The following is a 17774-nucleotide window of genomic DNA, read 5'->3' as shown; positions in this document are numbered from 1 at the left end:
GTACGCCCAGGGCGACCCTCAGGTCGCCCCTTTTTTTGTGCTCAACGCGGCTTCTTTTTCAGCTGGATAGAGTGGTCATGCTGGCAATTTTCCTGATGGCGGCAGGCCTCGACTTCTACGCAGTTGCGGCACAGACCGTGCGCTTCAATCACGTTGTGACGCAGGGCAAATCCCATCTTCGCCGCCAGAGTATGCATGATGTCTTCCACCCCTTCCGCGCCTTCTTCCTTCACGCTGCCGCAGCGATCGCAAATAAACATCGCTGAGGTGTGGGTAGGCTGATCGAACAGGTGGCACAGCACATAGCTGTTGGTCGATTCCACTTTATGCACAAAACCCTGCTCAAGCAGAAAATCGAGCGCCCGGTATACGGTAGGGGGCTTCGCCTGCGGCTCGCTTTCGCGCAGCAGATCGAGCAGGTCGTAAGCGCTGATGGCCCCGTTTTGCAGGCTCAGCAGGCGCAACACTTCAAGGCGCTGCGGAGTCAGGCGCACATTGCGTTGCGCACAGAGCTTTTCGGCTTGCGCTAACAGTGCCTGCATTGTGGTCGTTTCCATTTTGCACCTCGAATAACGTGGAATAACAAACCGCCAGTTTACCATGTTCTGGCCTAAACGCCGAGATCCAGCAGGTGTGCTACCCTGACGAAAAACCACGGGGGATCAAAAGATGAAAAGACCGGACTGTATTCGACACTGGCGTGAGGTAGAAGGGGCCGACAATTCAACCTATCCCGATAGCACAGAGCGTTTCTCCATTGGCGCGCCCTTGGCTCGAGCGCTTGGCTTAGGCCGCCTCGGTATTCACCATGAACGCCTGCCGCCTGGGCGTCGTACCTCCTATCCACATGCCGAAAGCGATGAAGAGGAGTTTATCTTTGTGCTGGAGGGTTATCCCGAAGCCTGGATCAACGGGTATTTATGGAAGCTGGAGCCGGGGGACAGCGTAGGATTTCCGGCCGGGACGGGGGTTTGCCACACCTTTATTAATAACACCACTGAAGAAGTGCGGTTATTAGTGGTGGGCGAAGCCAATAAAAAATATAACCGAATTTATTATCCGCTAAATGCAGTATATGCCGCCACCCGTGAAGATCGCTGGATCGATCACCCGCCACAATTTTTTGGTCCGCATGATGGAAAACCCGGGCGAAAATAAATTCTTGTTCTATACCTATTTAAAGCCATAAGGAAATCAAGAGCTTATCTAATACTAAAGTTTAAGGCATATTTAGCTTCTAATACTTTTTTCACAGAGGACGTATTTCCCTGCGCGGCGTATAGCCGCCGGGGTTAATTTACCCAAAATAAGTCAGGTGTCCTGTGAAAATAAAACTCAAACTTTCTGTGGCGGGAATTGCCACCGGTATTCTTTTGTCTCATCAGGCTGGAGCCGCAAATACCTGGACGGAAGCACGCGGCGATGCAATGGGCGGAACAGGCGTTGCATCGGCCCATTATGGCAGCGGGGTGTTAATTAACCCGGCGCTGTTGGCAAAATCAAAAGAAGAGGATGACGTCGCCATCATTTTCCCCTCCGTGGGAGCGCAAATTAGCGATAAAGACAATTTGCAGGATAAGATCGATGAAATCAGCGATGAGATCACCGACGATCGGCAGATGATCGACGATCTGACCGTGGCGCAGATCGCCGCCGATCCGCAAGGCACGCTTAGTGAGCTGCAGAGAGCCGCCGGCAGCCTTGCCGATCAGCTGGAATTTCTTGATGGCAAAACGGCGCATGCCAACGCCGGCGGCGGGATAGCCGTGAGCATCCCGGGTTCCGGCCTGTCGCTGGCGTTTGTCGCCAAAGCTAATGCCCATGCCCGCGTCAGCTCAGAAATCGATCCTCAGGACATCGATTTTTTACGCCGATTGCAGGGTAGCCCGGGAATGACCAACCAGATGGCGCTGAGCGCGGCGCGCAACGGCAGCGACGTGATTACCCGCAATCTTAACTCTGTTGCCATGGGCAGAGGGGCCATCGTCTCCGACTATGGCGTGGCGATTGCCCGTCAGTTTACGGTAAGCGACCTGCCGGTTTCGGTGGGCGTCACGCCGAAACTGCAGCAAACCTGGCTCTATAACTACACCACCTCCATTTATACCTACGACAGCGGCGACTTTAACAGCAGCCGCTACCGTAACGACGATACCAGTTTTAACGTCGATGTCGGCGTTGCGGTGGACTTTGGTGAGAACTGGACGGTGGGCCTGAGCGGGCAGAACCTCTTATCACGTGATATTGATACCAACGACATCCGCATTCTCAACGGGCGTACCGGGCAGGTGGTGAGCTATCAGGACACATACCAGATCCGCCCGCTGGTCACGGCGGGTGTCGCCTGGCATACCGGCCTGCTTACCCTCAGCGCCGATGGCGATCTGACCGAAACCCGCGGCTTTAAGAGTGAAGAAAACGCGCAGTATGTCGGCGTGGGGGCAGAAGTGACCCCGCTGAGCTGGCTGGCGGTACGCGCAGGCTTTCGCGGTGACGTGAGGGGCACCGACAGCAACGTCTTCACGGGCGGGTTAGGCTTTGCGCCGTTTAATACCGTGCATATCGATTTGACCGGTATTTACGGGGAAGATGAAACCTGGGGGGCCGGGGCCCAGTTGAGCCTGACCTTCTGAAGGCATCCGGAGGCGCTCGGCCTCCGGCGAATATGTGCTATAGTAGCGCCCCATTTTCACCAGATGCTTAAAACTTCGCCATGTCGTCAGAAAACTCGTCCCGCTATCCTGCCCACCGTTTTTCCATCGCGCCGATGCTCGACTGGACAGACAGACATTGCCGCTACTTCCTGCGTCTGCTGTCGCGCCACACCCTGCTCTATACCGAGATGGTGACCACCGGGGCGATCATTCACGGCAAGGGTGACTATCTCGCCTACAGCGAAGAGGAGCATCCGGTGGCGTTGCAGCTGGGCGGCAGCGATCCGGCGGCGCTGGCGCACTGCGCGAAGCTGGCTGAGGCGCGTGGCTACGACGAGATTAACCTCAACGTCGGCTGCCCTTCCGATCGTGTGCAGAACGGCATGTTTGGCGCCTGCCTGATGGGTAATGCGCAGCTGGTGGCCGACTGCGTGAAAGCGATGCGTGACGTGGTCTCCATTCCGGTGACGGTAAAAACCCGCATCGGCATCGACGATCAGGACAGCTACGAATTTCTCTGTGATTTTATCGGTACGGTGGCTGGCAAGGGCGAGTGCGAGATGTTTATCATCCATGCCCGCAAAGCCTGGCTCTCTGGCCTGAGCCCGAAAGAGAACCGTGAGATCCCGCCGCTGGATTACCCGCGCGTGTATCAGCTGAAGCGCGATTTCCCGCAGCTGACCATGTCCATTAACGGCGGCATAAAGTCCCTTGAAGAGGCGAAAGGGCATCTGCAGCATATGGACGGCGTTATGGTGGGCCGTGAGGCGTACCAGAACCCGGGCGTGCTGGCGGCGGTAGATCGCGAAATCTTTGGTGTGGACGTTGCCGATCGTGACCCGGTGGCGGTGGTGCGGGCGATGTACCCTTACATTGAGCGCGAGCTGAGCAACGGCACCTATCTGGGCCACATCACCCGTCATATGCTGGGGCTGTTCCAGGGTATTCCGGGGGCGCGCCAGTGGCGCCGTTACCTGAGTGAAAACGCCCATAAAGCGGGTGCCGATATCGAGGTGCTGGAGCAGGCGCTGCGTCTGGTGGCAGACAAACGATAATTTTCACCAAAACTTCGTCAAATTCACCACGCCCGGCACCGCATTGCCGGGCGTTTTATTTCAATATCAAGAGGTTATTTTTGGCACGGATCTTGTAACTATCACATCAGCGTATCGTTGTGATGCATTTGGGAGAGAGCCATGCTGGAACTACTTTTTGTGATTGGATTTTTTGTCATGCTGCTGGCAACCGGCGTCTCGTTGCTGGGGATCATCGCCGCACTGGTGGTTGCGACAGTGGTGATGTTTATCGGGGGACTGTTTGCCCTGATGTTGAAACTGTTGCCGTGGTTGTTGTTAGCCGTGGCGGTGGTGTGGGCAATACGGGCGATTAAATCGCCAAAACTTCCACGCTATCAGCGCAATAACCGTTTTCGTTACTAAGGTATTGAGCGGTTCGTCACATCCTTGCAACTTTTACGGCATCATCACTTAGAACAGAATAGGATTTAGTTATCGAATCTGTCACTATGACCGCCGTTAAAGAATTCATCGTGCTGTACCCTACATACAGCCGAACTAAAAAAAGCAAAGCAAGAAAAGGGCTTCCCAAGGGAAGCCCAATTTTTTATCAAGGGATAAGCAAACTCGATCCCTGCGTCGCCCGGCTCTCCAGCGCTTCATGCGCGCGTTGCGCATCACTCAGCGGATACTTCTGCGCCTCGGCCACATCCACCTTAATGACCCCGCTGGCAATCAACGAGAACAGCTCGTTGCTGGCCTCGACCAGTTCGTCATGGTTGGTGATATAGCCCTGCAGCGAAGGACGGGTGGCAAACAGCGACCCCTTCTGGTTAAGAATGCCGAGATTAACGCCGGTCACAGGGCCGGAAGCATTGCCGAAGCTGACCATCAAGCCGCGACGTTGCAGGCAGTCCAGCGAGGCTTCCCAGGTGTCTTTCCCCACCGAGTCATACACCACACGCACCTTCTTGCCGCCGGTGATCTCTTTCACCCGCTCAACAATGCTCTCTTCACGGTAGTTAATCACCTGCCAGGCACCCGCCTGGAGCGCGCGCTGCGCCTTTTGCGCATTGCCGACCGTGCCGATAAGTTTAGCCCCCAGCGCTTTCGCCCACTGGCAGGCGATCAGGCCCACACCGCCGGCGGCAGCGTGGAACAGAAACTGTTCGTCAGGTTTGATTTCGTAGGTTTTACGCAACAGGTAGAAGACCGTTAGCCCCTTCAGGAAGGAGGCGGCTGCCTGCTCATAGGAGATGGCGCCGGGCAGAATCGCTGCTTTATCTGCCGGGACGTTATGGACCGAGCTGTAGGCGCCGAGAGCCGATTGCGCATACACCACGCGATCGCCCTCTTTAATATGTTTTACCGCACTACCGACTTTCACCACCACGCCCGCCGCCTCGGTACCCAGACCGCTCGGCAGAGCAGGGGGCGGATAGAGCCCGCTGCGGATGTAGGTATCGATGTAGTTAATACCAATGGCTTTGTTTTCGACCTGGACTTCGTTCTCCCCAGGCGCGGTGGGAGTGAACTCTACCGCCCTGAGAACGTCCGGGCCGCCGTGTTTATGAAATTCAATACGCGTTGCCATGCTCCCTCCATTAGAATTAGAAAATATGGTAATCTTTCGACCCACTCTCTATCTCGGTAACTCCATTCACTATGGCAGGAAACAAACCCTTCAACAAACAGACTGAACCCCGGGAACGCGATCCCCAGTTAGCCGGATTAAAGGTTCCGCCTCACTCGATCGAAGCGGAACAGTCGGTGTTGGGCGGTTTAATGCTGGATAACGAACGCTGGGACGACGTCGCCGAGCGCGTGGTCACTGACGATTTCTACACCCGCCCGCACCGCCATATCTTTACCGAAATGGCGCGTTTGCAGGAGTCAGGCAGCCCTATCGACCTGATCACGCTCGCGGAATCGCTGGAGCGTCAGGGGCAGCTGGAGTCAGTAGGCGGCTTCGCTTATCTGGCTGAACTATCAAAAAACACCCCAAGCGCGGCGAACATCAGCGCCTATGCGGACATCGTGCGTGAACGTGCGGTCGTACGCGACATGATTTCCGTTGCCAACGAAATCGCCGAAGCTGGCTTCGATCCGCAGGGGCGTAACAGTGATGAACTGCTCGACCTGGCCGAATCCCGGGTCTTTAAAATTGCCGAAAGCCGGGCCAATAAAGACGAAGGGCCGAAGAACATCGCCGACGTGCTTGATGCCACCGTGTCGCGTATTGAGCAGCTGTTCCAGCAGCCGCACGACGGGGTGACGGGCGTTAACACGGGCTATGACGATCTGAATAAAAAGACGGCCGGTTTGCAGCCGTCGGATCTGATTATCGTCGCCGCCCGTCCGTCGATGGGTAAGACGACCTTTGCGATGAACCTCGTCGAAAACGCGGCGATGTTGCAGGATAAACCGGTGTTAATCTTCAGTCTGGAGATGCCCTCCGAGCAGATCATGATGCGTTCTCTGGCCTCGCTGTCCCGCGTGGACCAGACCCGTATTCGTACCGGACAGCTGGACGATGAGGACTGGGCGCGGATCTCCGGCACCATGGGTATTCTGCTGGAAAAACGTAATATCTATATTGATGACTCCTCCGGCCTGACGCCAACGGAAGTGCGCTCCCGTGCGCGCCGTATCGCCCGCGAGCACGGCGGCATTGGCCTGATCATGATCGACTACCTCCAGCTGATGCGCGTTCCGTCCCTGTCGGACAACCGTACTCTGGAAATCGCCGAAATCTCCCGCTCGCTGAAAGCGCTGGCGAAAGAGTTGCAGGTGCCAGTGGTTGCGCTGTCGCAGCTTAACCGCTCCCTGGAACAGCGTGCCGACAAACGTCCGGTTAACTCCGACCTGCGTGAATCCGGCTCTATCGAGCAGGATGCCGACTTAATCATGTTCATCTATCGTGACGAGGTTTATCACGAGAACAGCGACCTGAAAGGGATCGCGGAAATTATTATCGGTAAGCAGCGTAACGGCCCCATCGGTACGGTGCGGCTTACCTTTAACGGCCAGTGGTCGCGTTTCGACAACTATGCTGGCCCGCAATACGATGACGAATAACTCTCCGACCTTCTTTTAACAAGGATTTGCAATGCAAGCGGCAACAGTTGTCATTAACCGCCGCGCTCTGCGACACAACCTGCAACGCCTGCGTGAACTGGCGCCCGCCAGCAAGCTCGTTGCAGTCGTGAAAGCGAACGCTTACGGACACGGTCTTATTGAGACCGCGCGAACGCTCCCTGATGCCGACGCCTTTGGCGTCGCCCGTCTCGAAGAAGCCCTGCGTCTGCGCGAAGGGGGGATCACCCAGCCGATTCTACTGCTTGAAGGCTTCTTTAACGCCGCCGATCTCCCGACTATTGCCACGCAACGGCTGCATACCGCCGTACACAATCTTGAGCAGCTCGAAGCGCTGGAAAACACGGTGCTCAGCGAGCCCGTCACCGTTTGGATGAAGCTCGACACTGGCATGCACCGTCTGGGCGTGCGCCCGGAGCAGGCGGAGGCGTTTTACCAGCGCTTAAGCCAGTGCAGGAATGTACGTCAGCCGGTCAATATCGTCAGCCATTTTGCCCGCGCCGATGAGCCTGACTGTGGTGCCACCGAGCAGCAGCTCGATATCTTCAACACCTTCTGCGAAGGCAAGCCGGGCATGCGCTCGATTGCGGCATCCGGCGGTATTTTGCTCTGGCCGCAGTCTCATTTCGACTGGGCACGTCCAGGCATAATCCTGTACGGCGTCTCGCCGCTGGAGGGTAAGCCCTGGGGGCCGGACCTCGGTTTTCAGCCGGTAATGTCGCTCACCTCCAGCCTGATTGCGGTGCGCGAGCACAAAGCCGGGGAGCCGGTGGGCTACGGCGGGACCTGGATCAGCGAGCGCGACACCCGTTTAGGCGTGGTGGCGATGGGCTACGGCGACGGCTATCCGCGCGCGGCGCCATCCGGGACGCCAGTGCTGGTGAATGGCCGGGAAGTGACCATCGTTGGCCGTGTGGCGATGGATATGATCTGCGTCGACCTCGGGCCAGAGGCCCTGGAGAAAGCGGGCGATCCGGTGACGCTGTGGGGTGAAGGTTTGCCCGTGGAACGGATCGCGGAAATCACGAAAGTAAGTGCTTACGAACTTATCACGCGACTGACGTCGCGCCTGGCGATGCGGTACCTGGATTGAGCGTGACTTTGCTTGTAGGGATGAGAGAGCGCCAGTAATTTTCTTGCCGGTAGCCCGGGTCGCCAGGGTGGTGGCGATTAAGCCACCCTGGCACGTTCACCGGTTCAGATGTATCAGAGAAGCAAGGAACGTAAGGTGAACGGAACCACCACCTGAGTCGCAGGTTCCCCCTCATCCTCAGGTTGAAGAAGCCGACTGTGCCCGTTTTTTATGAAGTGCCACGCAACGTGTCGACCATACCCCATCTTCATTAACATCCTCTCGATCTTCTTCCACTTCCGGTTTATTGTTGAATTCCCTGCCTCATTATTATCCGGAGAACCATCGCGTGTTCCAGAAAGTCGACGCCTATGCTGGCGACCCTATCCTCTCCTTAATGGAGCGTTTCAAAGACGATCCGCGTGGCGATAAAGTTAACCTCAGTATCGGTCTTTACTACAACGAAGCGGGCATCATCCCGCAGCTGCAAGCCGTTGCCAAAGCCGAAGCGCGTCTGAACGCCACGCCACACGGTGCGTCGCTCTATCTGCCGATGGAAGGACTCAACAGTTACCGTCACACCATCGCCCCACTGCTGTTTGGCGCAGACCATCCGGTGCTGGCACAGAAGCGTGTTGCAACCATCCAGACGCTGGGTGGGTCAGGCGCGCTGAAGGTCGGCGCCGACTTCCTGCACAAATATTTTCCGGAGTCGGGTGTATGGGTGAGCGATCCGACCTGGGAAAACCATGTCGCCATCTTTGAAGGCGCGGGCTTCACGGTGAATACCTATCCGTGGTTCGACGACCAGACTAACGGCGTACGCGTTGGCGCCTTGCTGGAAAAACTGAGCACACTGCCGGAACGCAGCATCGTGCTGCTGCATCCGTGCTGCCATAACCCGACCGGTGCCGATCTGACGAATGCGCAGTGGGATGCGGTTATCGAGGTGCTGAAAGCCCGCAACCTGATCCCGTTCCTCGACATCGCCTACCAGGGCTTTGGCGCCGGGATGGAAGAGGATGCTTACGCCATCCGCGCCATTGCCAGCGCAGGTCTGCCGGCGCTGGTCAGCAACTCCTTCTCCAAAATCTTCTCGCTGTATGGTGAACGTGTCGGCGGTCTGTCTGTGGTCTGCGAAGATCAGGACGCCGCCGGGCGCGTGCTGGGCCAGCTGAAGGCGACCGTGCGTCGTATCTACTCCAGCCCACCAAACTTCGGGGCGCAGGTGGTGGCGACCGTGCTCGGCGATGACGAACTCAAAGCCGAGTGGCTGGCAGAGGTGGAAGCGATGCGTACCCGCATTCTCGCCATGCGTCAGACGCTGGTGGATGTGCTGAAGGATGCCGTTCCGGGGCACAACTTCGACTACCTGCTACAGCAGCGCGGCATGTTCAGCTATACCGGCTTCAGCGCACAGCAGGTAGACCGCCTGCGCGACGAGTTCGGCGTCTATCTGATTGCCAGTGGACGCATGTGCGTTGCAGGCCTGAATAGCGGCAACGTTCAGCGTGTGGCGAAGGCCTTTGCCGCTGTAATGTAAGCACTTACTCACGACCTCCTTCTTTGGCGAAGGGGGTCGTTAAGAAGTACAGCCGCGCTTTGTGATACCCCTCTTTCTATTGCGACGGAGAGAGAAATTCTCCTTTCCTTCCCCTCCCGCTGCGGTTATTTTCGATGGGGCTTTTGACCATCCGCTCAAAAATAAAACAACAATCTGAATATTCTGGGGAAAAAATGCGCAAGATCATACTGGCGCTCAGCGCTGCCTGCTTATTGCTCTCGCTCAGCAACCCAGCCGTAGCTCGCCCCTCTTCACCTCCACCGTTATATCCGGGCACAACCGCCGCCAGATTGGCTGAGCAGGCGCCCGTCCACTGGGTTTCCGTCGCGCAAATTGAAAAAAGTCTGCTCGGGCGTCCACCCATGTCGGTGGGGTTTGATATCGATGACACCGTCCTGTTTTCCAGCCCTGGCTTCTGGCGGGGTAAAAAAACCTGGTCTCCGGAGAGCGATGAGTACCTGAAAAATCCGGCATTCTGGGAGCAGATGAATAACGGCTGGGATGCGTTCAGCATTCCCAAAGAGGTGGCGCGGGCGCTGATCGCCATGCACCTGAAGCGCGGCGACAACATCTGGTTTATTACCGGGCGTCATTTCACTAAAACCGAAACGGTCACGAAAACCTTGCAGGACGCCTTTCTGATACCCGCCGTATCTATGAATCCGGTGATTTTTATTGGCGGAAAGGGGAAGAGGACCAAAACGCCGTGGATTGTCCAGAAGCAGATTAAGATTTACTACGGCGACGCGGATAGCGACATCAACGCAGCGCGTGAAGCGGGTGCCAGGGGGATTCGGGTTTTGCGGGCGTCGAACTCCACCCAAAAACCGCTGCCTCAGGCGGGAGACTTTGGGGAAGAAGTGATCGTTAACTCAGAATATTGAGTCTCTTTTGGCGCCGGCAAGAACACTTTTTAAGCAGATTTACCTGCTGCGGGTTTTACCTTTCGTCGTATTGCTGCACACTTAGAAGGATCAATCTGTAAAACGGAGCAGCACATGTGGTATCAGCAAACCCTGACCCTGCGCGCCAGGTCTCGCGGTTTTCACCTGGTGACGGATGAGGTCATCGGTCAGATTCGCGATCTTCCCCGCATCAACGTGGGTTTACTTCATCTGTTGCTGCAACACACGTCAGCCTCTCTCACTCTTAATGAGAACTGCGATCCCACCGTCCGTTCCGATATGGAGCAGCACTTTCTCAAATCCATTCCCGATAATGCCCGCTGGGAACATGATGACGAGGGGCCAGACGACATGCCTTCCCATATTAAATCCTCCACGCTAGGCGTCTCTTTACTGCTGCCGGTCAATCATGGCCGTCTGCAGCTGGGCACCTGGCAGGGGATCTGGCTGGGAGAACATCGTATCCACGGCGGTTCGCGCAAAATCATCGCCACGCTACAAGGGGAATAAAGATGACAATTTCGGAGATACTTCAGTACTGCATGAATAAGCCGGGTGCGGAGCAAAGCGTGCACAGCGACTGGAAGGCAACCCAGATCAAAGTCGCCGACGTGCTGTTTGCGATGGTGAAAGATGTGGAGGGGCGTCCGGCGGCCTCGTTAAAAACCAGCCCTGAACTGGCAGAACTGTTGCGCCAGCAGCACAGCGACGTGCGTCCCAGCAAGCACCTGAATAAAGCGCACTGGAGCACGGTCTATCTGGACGGGTCGATTCCCGATTCGCAGATTTATTACCTGGTGGATGCCTCTTACACGCAGGCGGTGGAACTGCTGCCGGAGATGACCCGGCAGCAGCTGTCAGTGTAACTACTTCAGAAGCGGTTTAAGGAAGCGGGCGGTGTGCGAGGCTTCGCACTCCGCGACGGTTTCCGGGGTGCCGGAAACCAAAATTTCACCGCCGCCGCTGCCGCCTTCCGGACCGAGATCGACAATCCAGTCCGCGGTTTTAATCACGTCCAGGTTGTGCTCAATCACCACGATGGTGTTGCCTTGATCGCGAAGCTGGTGCAGCACGTCGAGAAGCTGCTGGATATCGGCAAAGTGCAGACCGGTGGTCGGCTCATCCAGAATGTACAGCGTCTGTCCGGTGCCGCGTTTGGAGAGCTCACGCGCCAGCTTCACGCGCTGCGCCTCCCCGCCCGAGAGGGTAGTTGCTGACTGGCCCAGACGAATGTAGGTCAGACCAACATCCATCAGGGTCTGGAGCTTACGCGCCAGCGCCGGAACGGCATCAAAGAACTCGCGCGCCTCTTCGATGGTCATATCCAGCACTTCGTGGATGGTCTTGCCTTTATATTTGATCTCCAGCGTTTCGCGGTTATAGCGCTTGCCTTTGCACTGATCGCACGGCACGTAGATATCCGGCAGGAAGTGCATCTCAACTTTGATCACCCCATCCCCCTGACAGGCTTCGCAGCGCCCGCCGCGCACGTTAAAGCTGAAGCGGCCCGGCGTGTAGCCGCGTGAGCGCGATTCCGGCACGCCGGCAAAGAGTTCACGTACCGGCGTGAAGACACCGGTATAGGTCGCCGGGTTAGAGCGCGGGGTACGACCAATCGGGCTCTGGTCGATATCGATCACCTTGTCGAAGTGCTCAAGCCCGGTGATGTCACGGTACGGCGCAGGCTCTGCCAGCGTTGCACCGTTCAGCTGAGTTTGCGCAATCGGGAACAGGGTGTCGTTAATCAGCGTCGATTTACCGGAACCCGACACCCCGGTAATGCAGGTGAACAGGCCGACCGGCAGGGTGAGCGTCACATCTTTCAGGTTGTTGCCGCGGGCGCCGGTGAGTTTCAGTACTTTTTCCGGGTTGGCAGGCACGCGCTGTTTTGGCACCTCAATCTTGCGTTGACCGCTCATGTACTGGCCGGTCAGGGACTCTGGCACCGCCATGATGGCGTCCAGCGGCCCTTCCGCCACCACCTGGCCGCCGTGGACACCCGCACCCGGCCCGATGTCGATCACGTGGTCGGCGGCGCGGATGGCATCTTCATCATGCTCGACCACAATCACCGTGTTGCCGAGGTTACGCAGGTGGATCAGGGTGCCAAGCAGACGTTCGTTGTCACGCTGATGCAGGCCGATAGAGGGCTCATCCAGCACGTACATGACGCCCACTAAGCCCGCACCAATCTGGCTCGCCAGACGGATACGCTGGGCCTCGCCGCCGGAGAGCGTCTCTGCGGAGCGGGAAAGCGTCAGGTAGTTGAGGCCAACGTTCACCAGGAATTTCAGACGATCACCAATCTCTTTCAGCACTTTCTCGGCGATTTTCGCCCGCTGGCCGGAGAGCTTCAGGTTGGTGAAGAAGTCCATCGCATGACCGATGCTCATGTCTGAGATGGCCGGCAGCGGCGTGTTTTCCACATACACATGGCGCGCTTCACGACGCAGACGGGTGCCGTCACAGGTGGCGCAGGAGCGGTTGCTGATGAACTTCGCCAGCTCTTCACGCACGGCGCTGGATTCGGTCTCTTTGTAGCGGCGCTCCATATTGTGCAGCACGCCTTCAAACGGATGGCGACGCACCGAGGTATCGCCGCGATCGTTCATATATTTGAACTCGATGTTCTCTTTGCCGGAACCGAACAGGATCACTTTGTGCACGTTCGGGCTCAGGCTGCCCCACGGCGCTTCAACGTCAAATTTATAGTGCTCTGCCAGCGACTTCAGCATCTGGAAATAGTAGAAGTTACGCTTATCCCAGCCGCGGATGGCGCCGCCAGCCAGCGACAGTTCGGGATTCTGGATCACCCGATCGGGATCGAAGTACTGCTGTACGCCCAGGCCATCACAGGTCGGGCAGGCGCCCGCCGGGTTGTTGAACGAGAACAGACGCGGTTCCAGCTCGCGCATGCTGTAGCCGCACACCGGGCAGGCGAAATTGGCGGAGAAGAGCAGCTCCTCCGCTTTCGGGTCGTCCATATCGGCAACTACCGCCGTACCGCCGGAGAGATCCAGCGCGGTCTCGAACGACTCCGCCAGGCGCTGGGTCATATCGTCACGCACCTTAAAGCGGTCGATCACCACCTCTATAGTGTGTTTCTTTTGCAGTTCCAGCTTCGGTGGATCGGAGAGATCGCACACTTCCCCGTCGATACGGGCGCGGATATAGCCCTGGCTTGCCAGGTTTTCCAGCGTTTTGGTGTGTTCGCCCTTACGCTCTTTAATGATTGGCGCAAGCAGCATCAGGCGTCTGCCTTCCGGCTGCGCCAGCACGTTGTCCACCATCTGGCTAACGGTCTGCGCCGCCAGCGGCACATCGTGATCCGGACAGCGCGGCTCGCCTACGCGGGCATAGAGCAGACGCAGGTAGTCATGGATTTCGGTGATGGTCCCGACGGTGGAACGCGGGTTGTGGGAGGTCGACTTCTGCTCAATGGAGATGGCAGGCGACAACCCTTCAATATGGTCGACGTCCGGTTTTTCCATCAGCGACAGGAACTGACGCGCATAGGCAGAGAGCGACTCAACGTAACGACGCTGACCTTCGGCATACAGGGTGTCGAAAGCCAGAGAGGATTTGCCTGAGCCTGAAAGCCCGGTGACGACAATCAGCTTGTCGCGAGGGATGACGAGGTTGATATTCTTGAGATTGTGGGTGCGGGCGCCCCGAACTTCGATCTTATCCATTCACCTTTCCCGGTAGGTAGATACACGGAATGCCTGGTTTGTTTGAAGGACAACCGGCATAAACGATTAATTATGACACAAATTGACCTGGCTGGATATACAGTATTGAGATGCAAATTCAGATTCGTTGTGCAAAAATAGACCACGAAAAGAGTTGGGTGGAATCCGCCTCGCAGCTATGAACATGCGGCATGGAAATGGTACACTCGCGCGTTTACACTATTTAGAAATTGTTTTCAGGAGACACGATCATGGCCAGCAGAGGCGTAAACAAGGTGATTCTCGTCGGTAATCTGGGCCAGGACCCGGAAGTACGCTATATGCCGAGTGGTGGTGCAGTGGCCAACATTACGCTGGCTACCTCCGAATCCTGGCGTGATAAAGCGACCGGTGAGATGAAAGAGCAGACCGAATGGCACCGCGTCGTGCTGTTTGGCAAACTGGCCGAGGTGGCCGGTGAGTATCTGCGTAAAGGTTCTCAGGTCTATATCGAAGGCCAGCTGCGTACCCGCAAATGGACCGATCAGTCCGGCGCAGAAAAATACACCACTGAAGTGGTGGTGAACGTTGGCGGTACCATGCAGATGCTGGGTGGCCGTCAGGGCGGTGGCGCGCCAGCAGGCGGCGGCCAGCAGCAGCAGGGCGGTTGGGGTCAGCCTCAGCAGCCGCAGGGCGGCAACCAGTTCAGCGGCGGCGCACAGTCCCGTCCGCAGCAGCCATCTGCGCCAGCGCAGTCCAACGAACCGCCAATGGACTTCGACGACGACATCCCGTTCTGATCTCTTGCAGAACGAAATAAAAACCCTGCCTGGCAGGGTTTTTTTATACCTGTAGGTCAGGAAAGGGTGAGTTACGGCTGTCGCCATTGCCTTATATGCTCGATCAAGGCACGCAATTTTGGCGCCATGTTGCGGCGTTGCGGGAAATAAAGATAAAAACCCGGAAAATGAGGGAGATATTCATCCAGTATGGATACAAGCTGCCCACTTTCAATATAGGGCCGGAAGGTCTCCTGAGGGGCAAAGGTGATGCCGCCGCCGGCAAGGGCGAGCCTCAGCATCAGACGCAGATCGTTAGTGGTGATCTGCGGATCGATGGCCACATCGAAAGGGACGCCTGCCTCCTCAAATTCCCAGCGATAGGGTGCTACATCCGGGGAAGGGCGCCAGCCGATACAGCGATGGCGAACCAGCTCACGGGGATGTCGGGGGGCGCTGTTGGCCGCCAGCCAGGAGGGCGATGCAACCACCATTTCCCGCTGCGGCCCCGTCAGAGGCACGGCGATCATATCTTTTTCGATAACCTCTCCCAGCCTCACGCCGGCATCATAGCCCGCCGCCACGATATCGAACTCCTCATCCGACACCAGAATATCAATAGTCACACCCGGATTCGCTGCCGCAAAGGAGGCGAGCAAGGGGCCAGAAAGAAACTCTTCGGCTATTGATGTTACCGCAATCCGCAGAAGCCCGCGCGGCGCGCTGTCCGGGGCGATCTCTTCAAAGGCCGCTTCGATATTTGCTAAAGGTAAAGATAAGGCGTTACGCAGCCGCTCGCCTGCTTCGGTCAGGTTTACCGAACGCGTTGTGCGCATGACAAGCAGGGTTTCGAAAGTGTCCTCAAGACGCCTTATACCCTGGCTGACTGCCGACCGGGTGACGCCAAGGCGTGCGGCGGCCGCGCTGAAGCTGTGTTCCTCGGCGACCGCGAGAAAAAGAGGCAGGAGATTAAGATCGACCTTCATTGTTTAGATCTGCTAACCAGTGAGTCAAGTGATAGCAGTATACAAGAAACAATCCAAGGGTTCTATTATCTTCCTGAACTCAACTGAAGGAGCACAACATGAATAAAGTTATCTTAATTACGGGCGCATCCAGCGGTATTGGTGAAGGTATTGCCAGAGAGCTTGGGTATGCTGGCGCGAAGGTATTGCTGGGGGCACGCAGGCTGGATCGTATTGAAGCCATTGCGGCAGAGATCCGCAATACGGGCGGCCAGGCTGAAGCCCATGAGCTGGATGTTACCAGCCGTCAGTCGATGGCTGGCTTCGTCCAGGCGGCAGTCGAAAAGTGGGGGCGCGTCGACGTCTTAATCAATAACGCAGGGATTATGCCGCTTTCTCCGCTTGCGGCAGGGAAACAGGATGAATGGGAACGCATGGTTGACGTTAATATCAAAGGCGTTCTCTGGGGAATTGGGGCTGTACTTCCCGTTATGGAGGCACAGGGCAGCGGTCAGATTATCAACATTGGCTCTATTGGTGCCCTTTCCGTTGTGCCAACGGCCGCCGTCTATTGCGCAACAAAATTTGCAGTACGGGCTATTTCGGATGGTTTACGCCAGGAAAGTTCGAATATCCGCGTCACCTGCGTCAATCCAGGCGTGGTGGAAAGCGACCTTGCCTCGACCATTACCCACACGGAAACCATGGCGGTGATGGATGCTTATCGCGCCATTTCGCTTAAACCTGCTGATATTGCCCGCGCTGTGCGGCAGGTTATTGAGGCACCCGAAAATGTGGATACAACCGAAATAACCATCAGACCTACTGCGTCAGCAAATTAAAACTCAATTTTTGTCGGCAGATTTATTCTGTCAGAAAATACTCGCTGAAATCAGGTGAGGATATTATTTCCGTTCCGCCGGTAATATATCCCGCCGTATACCGATCCGATTAAAGGAGATCAGACATGAAAAATATGACTGGCTTAATGGCAGGTATTGCTTTATCTGTGATGTCATTCTGTAGCGTGGCACAGACAGTAAGCGCAGTTGACTCCACTCTTGATGGCGCGGAAGCAAAAATCGCCGCCCAGGCGCAAAAGGCCGGTGCGTCATATAAAATCACCAGTGCGCGCTTTAATAATAAGGCTTACGTAACGGCTGAATTGACCAAATAAATAAGTGCACATGGTTACTGCAAAAAAAGCTGCCCGGCGGGCAGCTTTTTTCGTTTTACCACGGTTGTTCGGTAGGCATAATAAATAGCTCAGCCACGTCCACATGGTCCGGCGCCTGTAAGGCGTAGAGAATAGCGTCAGCGATATCGGCAGACTTCAGAAATGTCATCTGCTCTTTTAACTGCTCCATCCGGGCGCGGTAATTCTCGTCACTGATATGCTCAAATAACTCGCTTTCAACCGCGCCAGGCTGTAGCGAGGTAACACGGATATTGAATTCAGGCGATATCTCCATGCGCAAAATATCGCTGAAGGCCGCTACCGCGTGTTTGGTCGCACAGTAGACACCCAGTCCCGGAAAAGTTTTACGCCCGGCGATCGAGGAGGTATTGATAATATGTCCTGATTTCTGGGCCTGCATAACAGGGAGTACCGCTGCGACGGTATTAAACAGGCCCTTAATGTTGACGCCTACCATACGATGCCATTCTTCAAGTTTAAGGCTGGCGATGTCCGAAATGGGCATCAGCCCGGCATTGTTAAAGGCGATATCAATGCGGCCATAGGTTTTGTGCAACGTCGCCACGCCTGCAGATACGGAGGCCTGGTTTGTCACATCCATTTCCAGCGCGATGGCTTTACCGCCAGCGGCCTCAATTTCGCTGACCAGAGCCTGCAGGCGATCCAGGCGGCGCGCGGCGAGGCCAACTTTAACGCCATGTGCGGCTAATTTTTTGGCGGTAGCAGCACCGATGCCGCTTGATGCCCCGGTCACGATGGCGGTTTTACCGTTGAGTTCCATAATTGATCCTCTTGTGAATGGATTTCAGCGCTTCAGAAAGAACCTCTGAAGTACGGAACAATCATGTCTCTTT

At 56.4% G+C, this 17774-nt stretch carries 18 protein-coding genes; 13 read left to right on the top strand and 5 right to left on the bottom strand.

From position 1 onward, the window contains the following. Positions 1-41 precede the first annotated feature (41 nt). Entirely contained in the window at positions 42-557 is a 516-nt protein-coding gene (zur, locus tag WFM46_RS01310; protein ID WP_039031935.1) for a zinc uptake transcriptional repressor Zur, read from the bottom strand. Positions 558-669: 112 nt separating this feature from the next. Between zur and WFM46_RS01305 the strand changes: the two genes are divergently transcribed. From WFM46_RS01305 to pspG, 4 genes are all read left to right on the top strand, one after another. Then, positions 670-1158 (top strand): cupin domain-containing protein, encoded by a 489-nt coding sequence (locus WFM46_RS01305; protein WP_180209705.1) that lies wholly within the window; start codon positions 670-672, stop codon positions 1156-1158. Positions 1159-1322: 164 nt separating this feature from the next. Next, entirely contained in the window at positions 1323-2633 is a 1311-nt protein-coding gene (locus WFM46_RS01300; RefSeq protein ID WP_159340269.1) for a conjugal transfer protein TraF, read from the top strand. 80 nt (positions 2634-2713) lie between these two features. After that, positions 2714-3709: a tRNA dihydrouridine(20/20a) synthase DusA gene (dusA, locus tag WFM46_RS01295; protein ID WP_103177849.1), complete on the top strand. Its 996-nt coding sequence runs from the start codon at positions 2714-2716 to the stop codon at positions 3707-3709. A gap of 141 nt (positions 3710-3850) precedes the next feature. Continuing rightward, complete coding sequence (gene pspG / locus WFM46_RS01290) at positions 3851-4093, top strand: envelope stress response protein PspG (protein ID WP_039031939.1); 243 nt, start codon at positions 3851-3853, stop codon at positions 4091-4093. A 187-nt stretch (positions 4094-4280) separates the two neighbouring features. Here the strand turns inward: pspG and WFM46_RS01285 are convergent, their stop codons facing one another. After that, the gene (locus WFM46_RS01285; RefSeq protein WP_103177850.1) at positions 4281-5264 is read right to left on the bottom strand and encodes a quinone oxidoreductase; all 984 of its coding nucleotides are present in this window, start codon (positions 5262-5264) and stop codon (positions 4281-4283) included. A gap of 71 nt (positions 5265-5335) precedes the next feature. On the opposite strand from WFM46_RS01285, the gene dnaB reads away from it, so the two are divergent. The 6 genes from dnaB to WFM46_RS01255 all read left to right on the top strand — a co-directional run bounded on the left by dnaB (position 5336) and on the right by WFM46_RS01255 (position 11173). After that, the gene (dnaB, locus tag WFM46_RS01280) at positions 5336-6748 is read left to right on the top strand and encodes a replicative DNA helicase (RefSeq protein ID WP_103177851.1); all 1413 of its coding nucleotides are present in this window, start codon (positions 5336-5338) and stop codon (positions 6746-6748) included. Between the two features lie 31 nt (positions 6749-6779). Next, the gene (gene alr / locus WFM46_RS01275) at positions 6780-7859 is read left to right on the top strand and encodes an alanine racemase (RefSeq protein ID WP_180209703.1); all 1080 of its coding nucleotides are present in this window, start codon (positions 6780-6782) and stop codon (positions 7857-7859) included. 328 nt (positions 7860-8187) lie between these two features. Then, complete coding sequence (gene tyrB, locus WFM46_RS01270) at positions 8188-9381, top strand: aromatic amino acid transaminase (RefSeq protein ID WP_103177853.1); 1194 nt, start codon at positions 8188-8190, stop codon at positions 9379-9381. Between the two features lie 194 nt (positions 9382-9575). Continuing rightward, complete coding sequence (gene aphA, locus WFM46_RS01265; protein ID WP_336996941.1) at positions 9576-10286, top strand: acid phosphatase AphA; 711 nt, start codon at positions 9576-9578, stop codon at positions 10284-10286. 114 nt (positions 10287-10400) lie between these two features. Next, positions 10401-10817, top strand: a complete 417-nt coding sequence (locus WFM46_RS01260) for a secondary thiamine-phosphate synthase enzyme YjbQ (RefSeq protein ID WP_103177855.1) — start codon at positions 10401-10403, stop codon at positions 10815-10817. A 2-nt stretch (positions 10818-10819) separates the two neighbouring features. Further along, entirely contained in the window at positions 10820-11173 is a 354-nt protein-coding gene (locus tag WFM46_RS01255) for an MmcQ/YjbR family DNA-binding protein (protein ID WP_103177856.1), read from the top strand. Here the strand turns inward: WFM46_RS01255 and uvrA are convergent, their stop codons facing one another. Next, positions 11174-13999 (bottom strand): excinuclease ABC subunit UvrA, encoded by a 2826-nt coding sequence (uvrA, locus tag WFM46_RS01250; protein ID WP_159340265.1) that lies wholly within the window; start codon positions 13997-13999, stop codon positions 11174-11176. It lies immediately after the preceding gene. A 251-nt stretch (positions 14000-14250) separates the two neighbouring features. Between uvrA and ssb1 the strand changes: the two genes are divergently transcribed. Continuing rightward, complete coding sequence (ssb1, locus tag WFM46_RS01245) at positions 14251-14778, top strand: single-stranded DNA-binding protein SSB1 (protein WP_039031947.1); 528 nt, start codon at positions 14251-14253, stop codon at positions 14776-14778. 71 nt (positions 14779-14849) lie between these two features. Here the strand turns inward: ssb1 and WFM46_RS01240 are convergent, their stop codons facing one another. Continuing rightward, positions 14850-15743: a LysR family transcriptional regulator gene (locus WFM46_RS01240; protein WP_336996928.1), complete on the bottom strand. Its 894-nt coding sequence runs from the start codon at positions 15741-15743 to the stop codon at positions 14850-14852. A 98-nt stretch (positions 15744-15841) separates the two neighbouring features. Between WFM46_RS01240 and WFM46_RS01235 the strand changes: the two genes are divergently transcribed. Then, positions 15842-16564 carry an SDR family oxidoreductase gene (locus WFM46_RS01235; protein WP_336996927.1) on the top strand — a complete coding sequence of 241 codons (723 nt, stop codon included), beginning with the start codon at positions 15842-15844 and terminating at the stop codon, positions 16562-16564. Positions 16565-16689: 125 nt separating this feature from the next. Continuing rightward, complete coding sequence (locus tag WFM46_RS01230; RefSeq protein WP_336996926.1) at positions 16690-16899, top strand: YdgH/BhsA/McbA-like domain containing protein; 210 nt, start codon at positions 16690-16692, stop codon at positions 16897-16899. A 55-nt stretch (positions 16900-16954) separates the two neighbouring features. Here WFM46_RS01230 and WFM46_RS01225 read toward each other — a convergent pair whose 3' ends face one another. After that, a complete protein-coding gene (locus WFM46_RS01225; RefSeq protein ID WP_336996925.1) occupies positions 16955-17701 on the bottom strand; it encodes an SDR family oxidoreductase in 747 nt (248 codons plus the stop codon). Positions 17702-17774 lie beyond the last annotated feature (73 nt).

The sequence above is a fragment of the Leclercia sp. M50 genome (assembly GCF_037150775.1).
Lineage (GTDB): Bacteria > Pseudomonadota > Gammaproteobacteria > Enterobacterales > Enterobacteriaceae > Enterobacter.
This window is presented reverse-complemented; position numbering and strand designations above follow the sequence as displayed.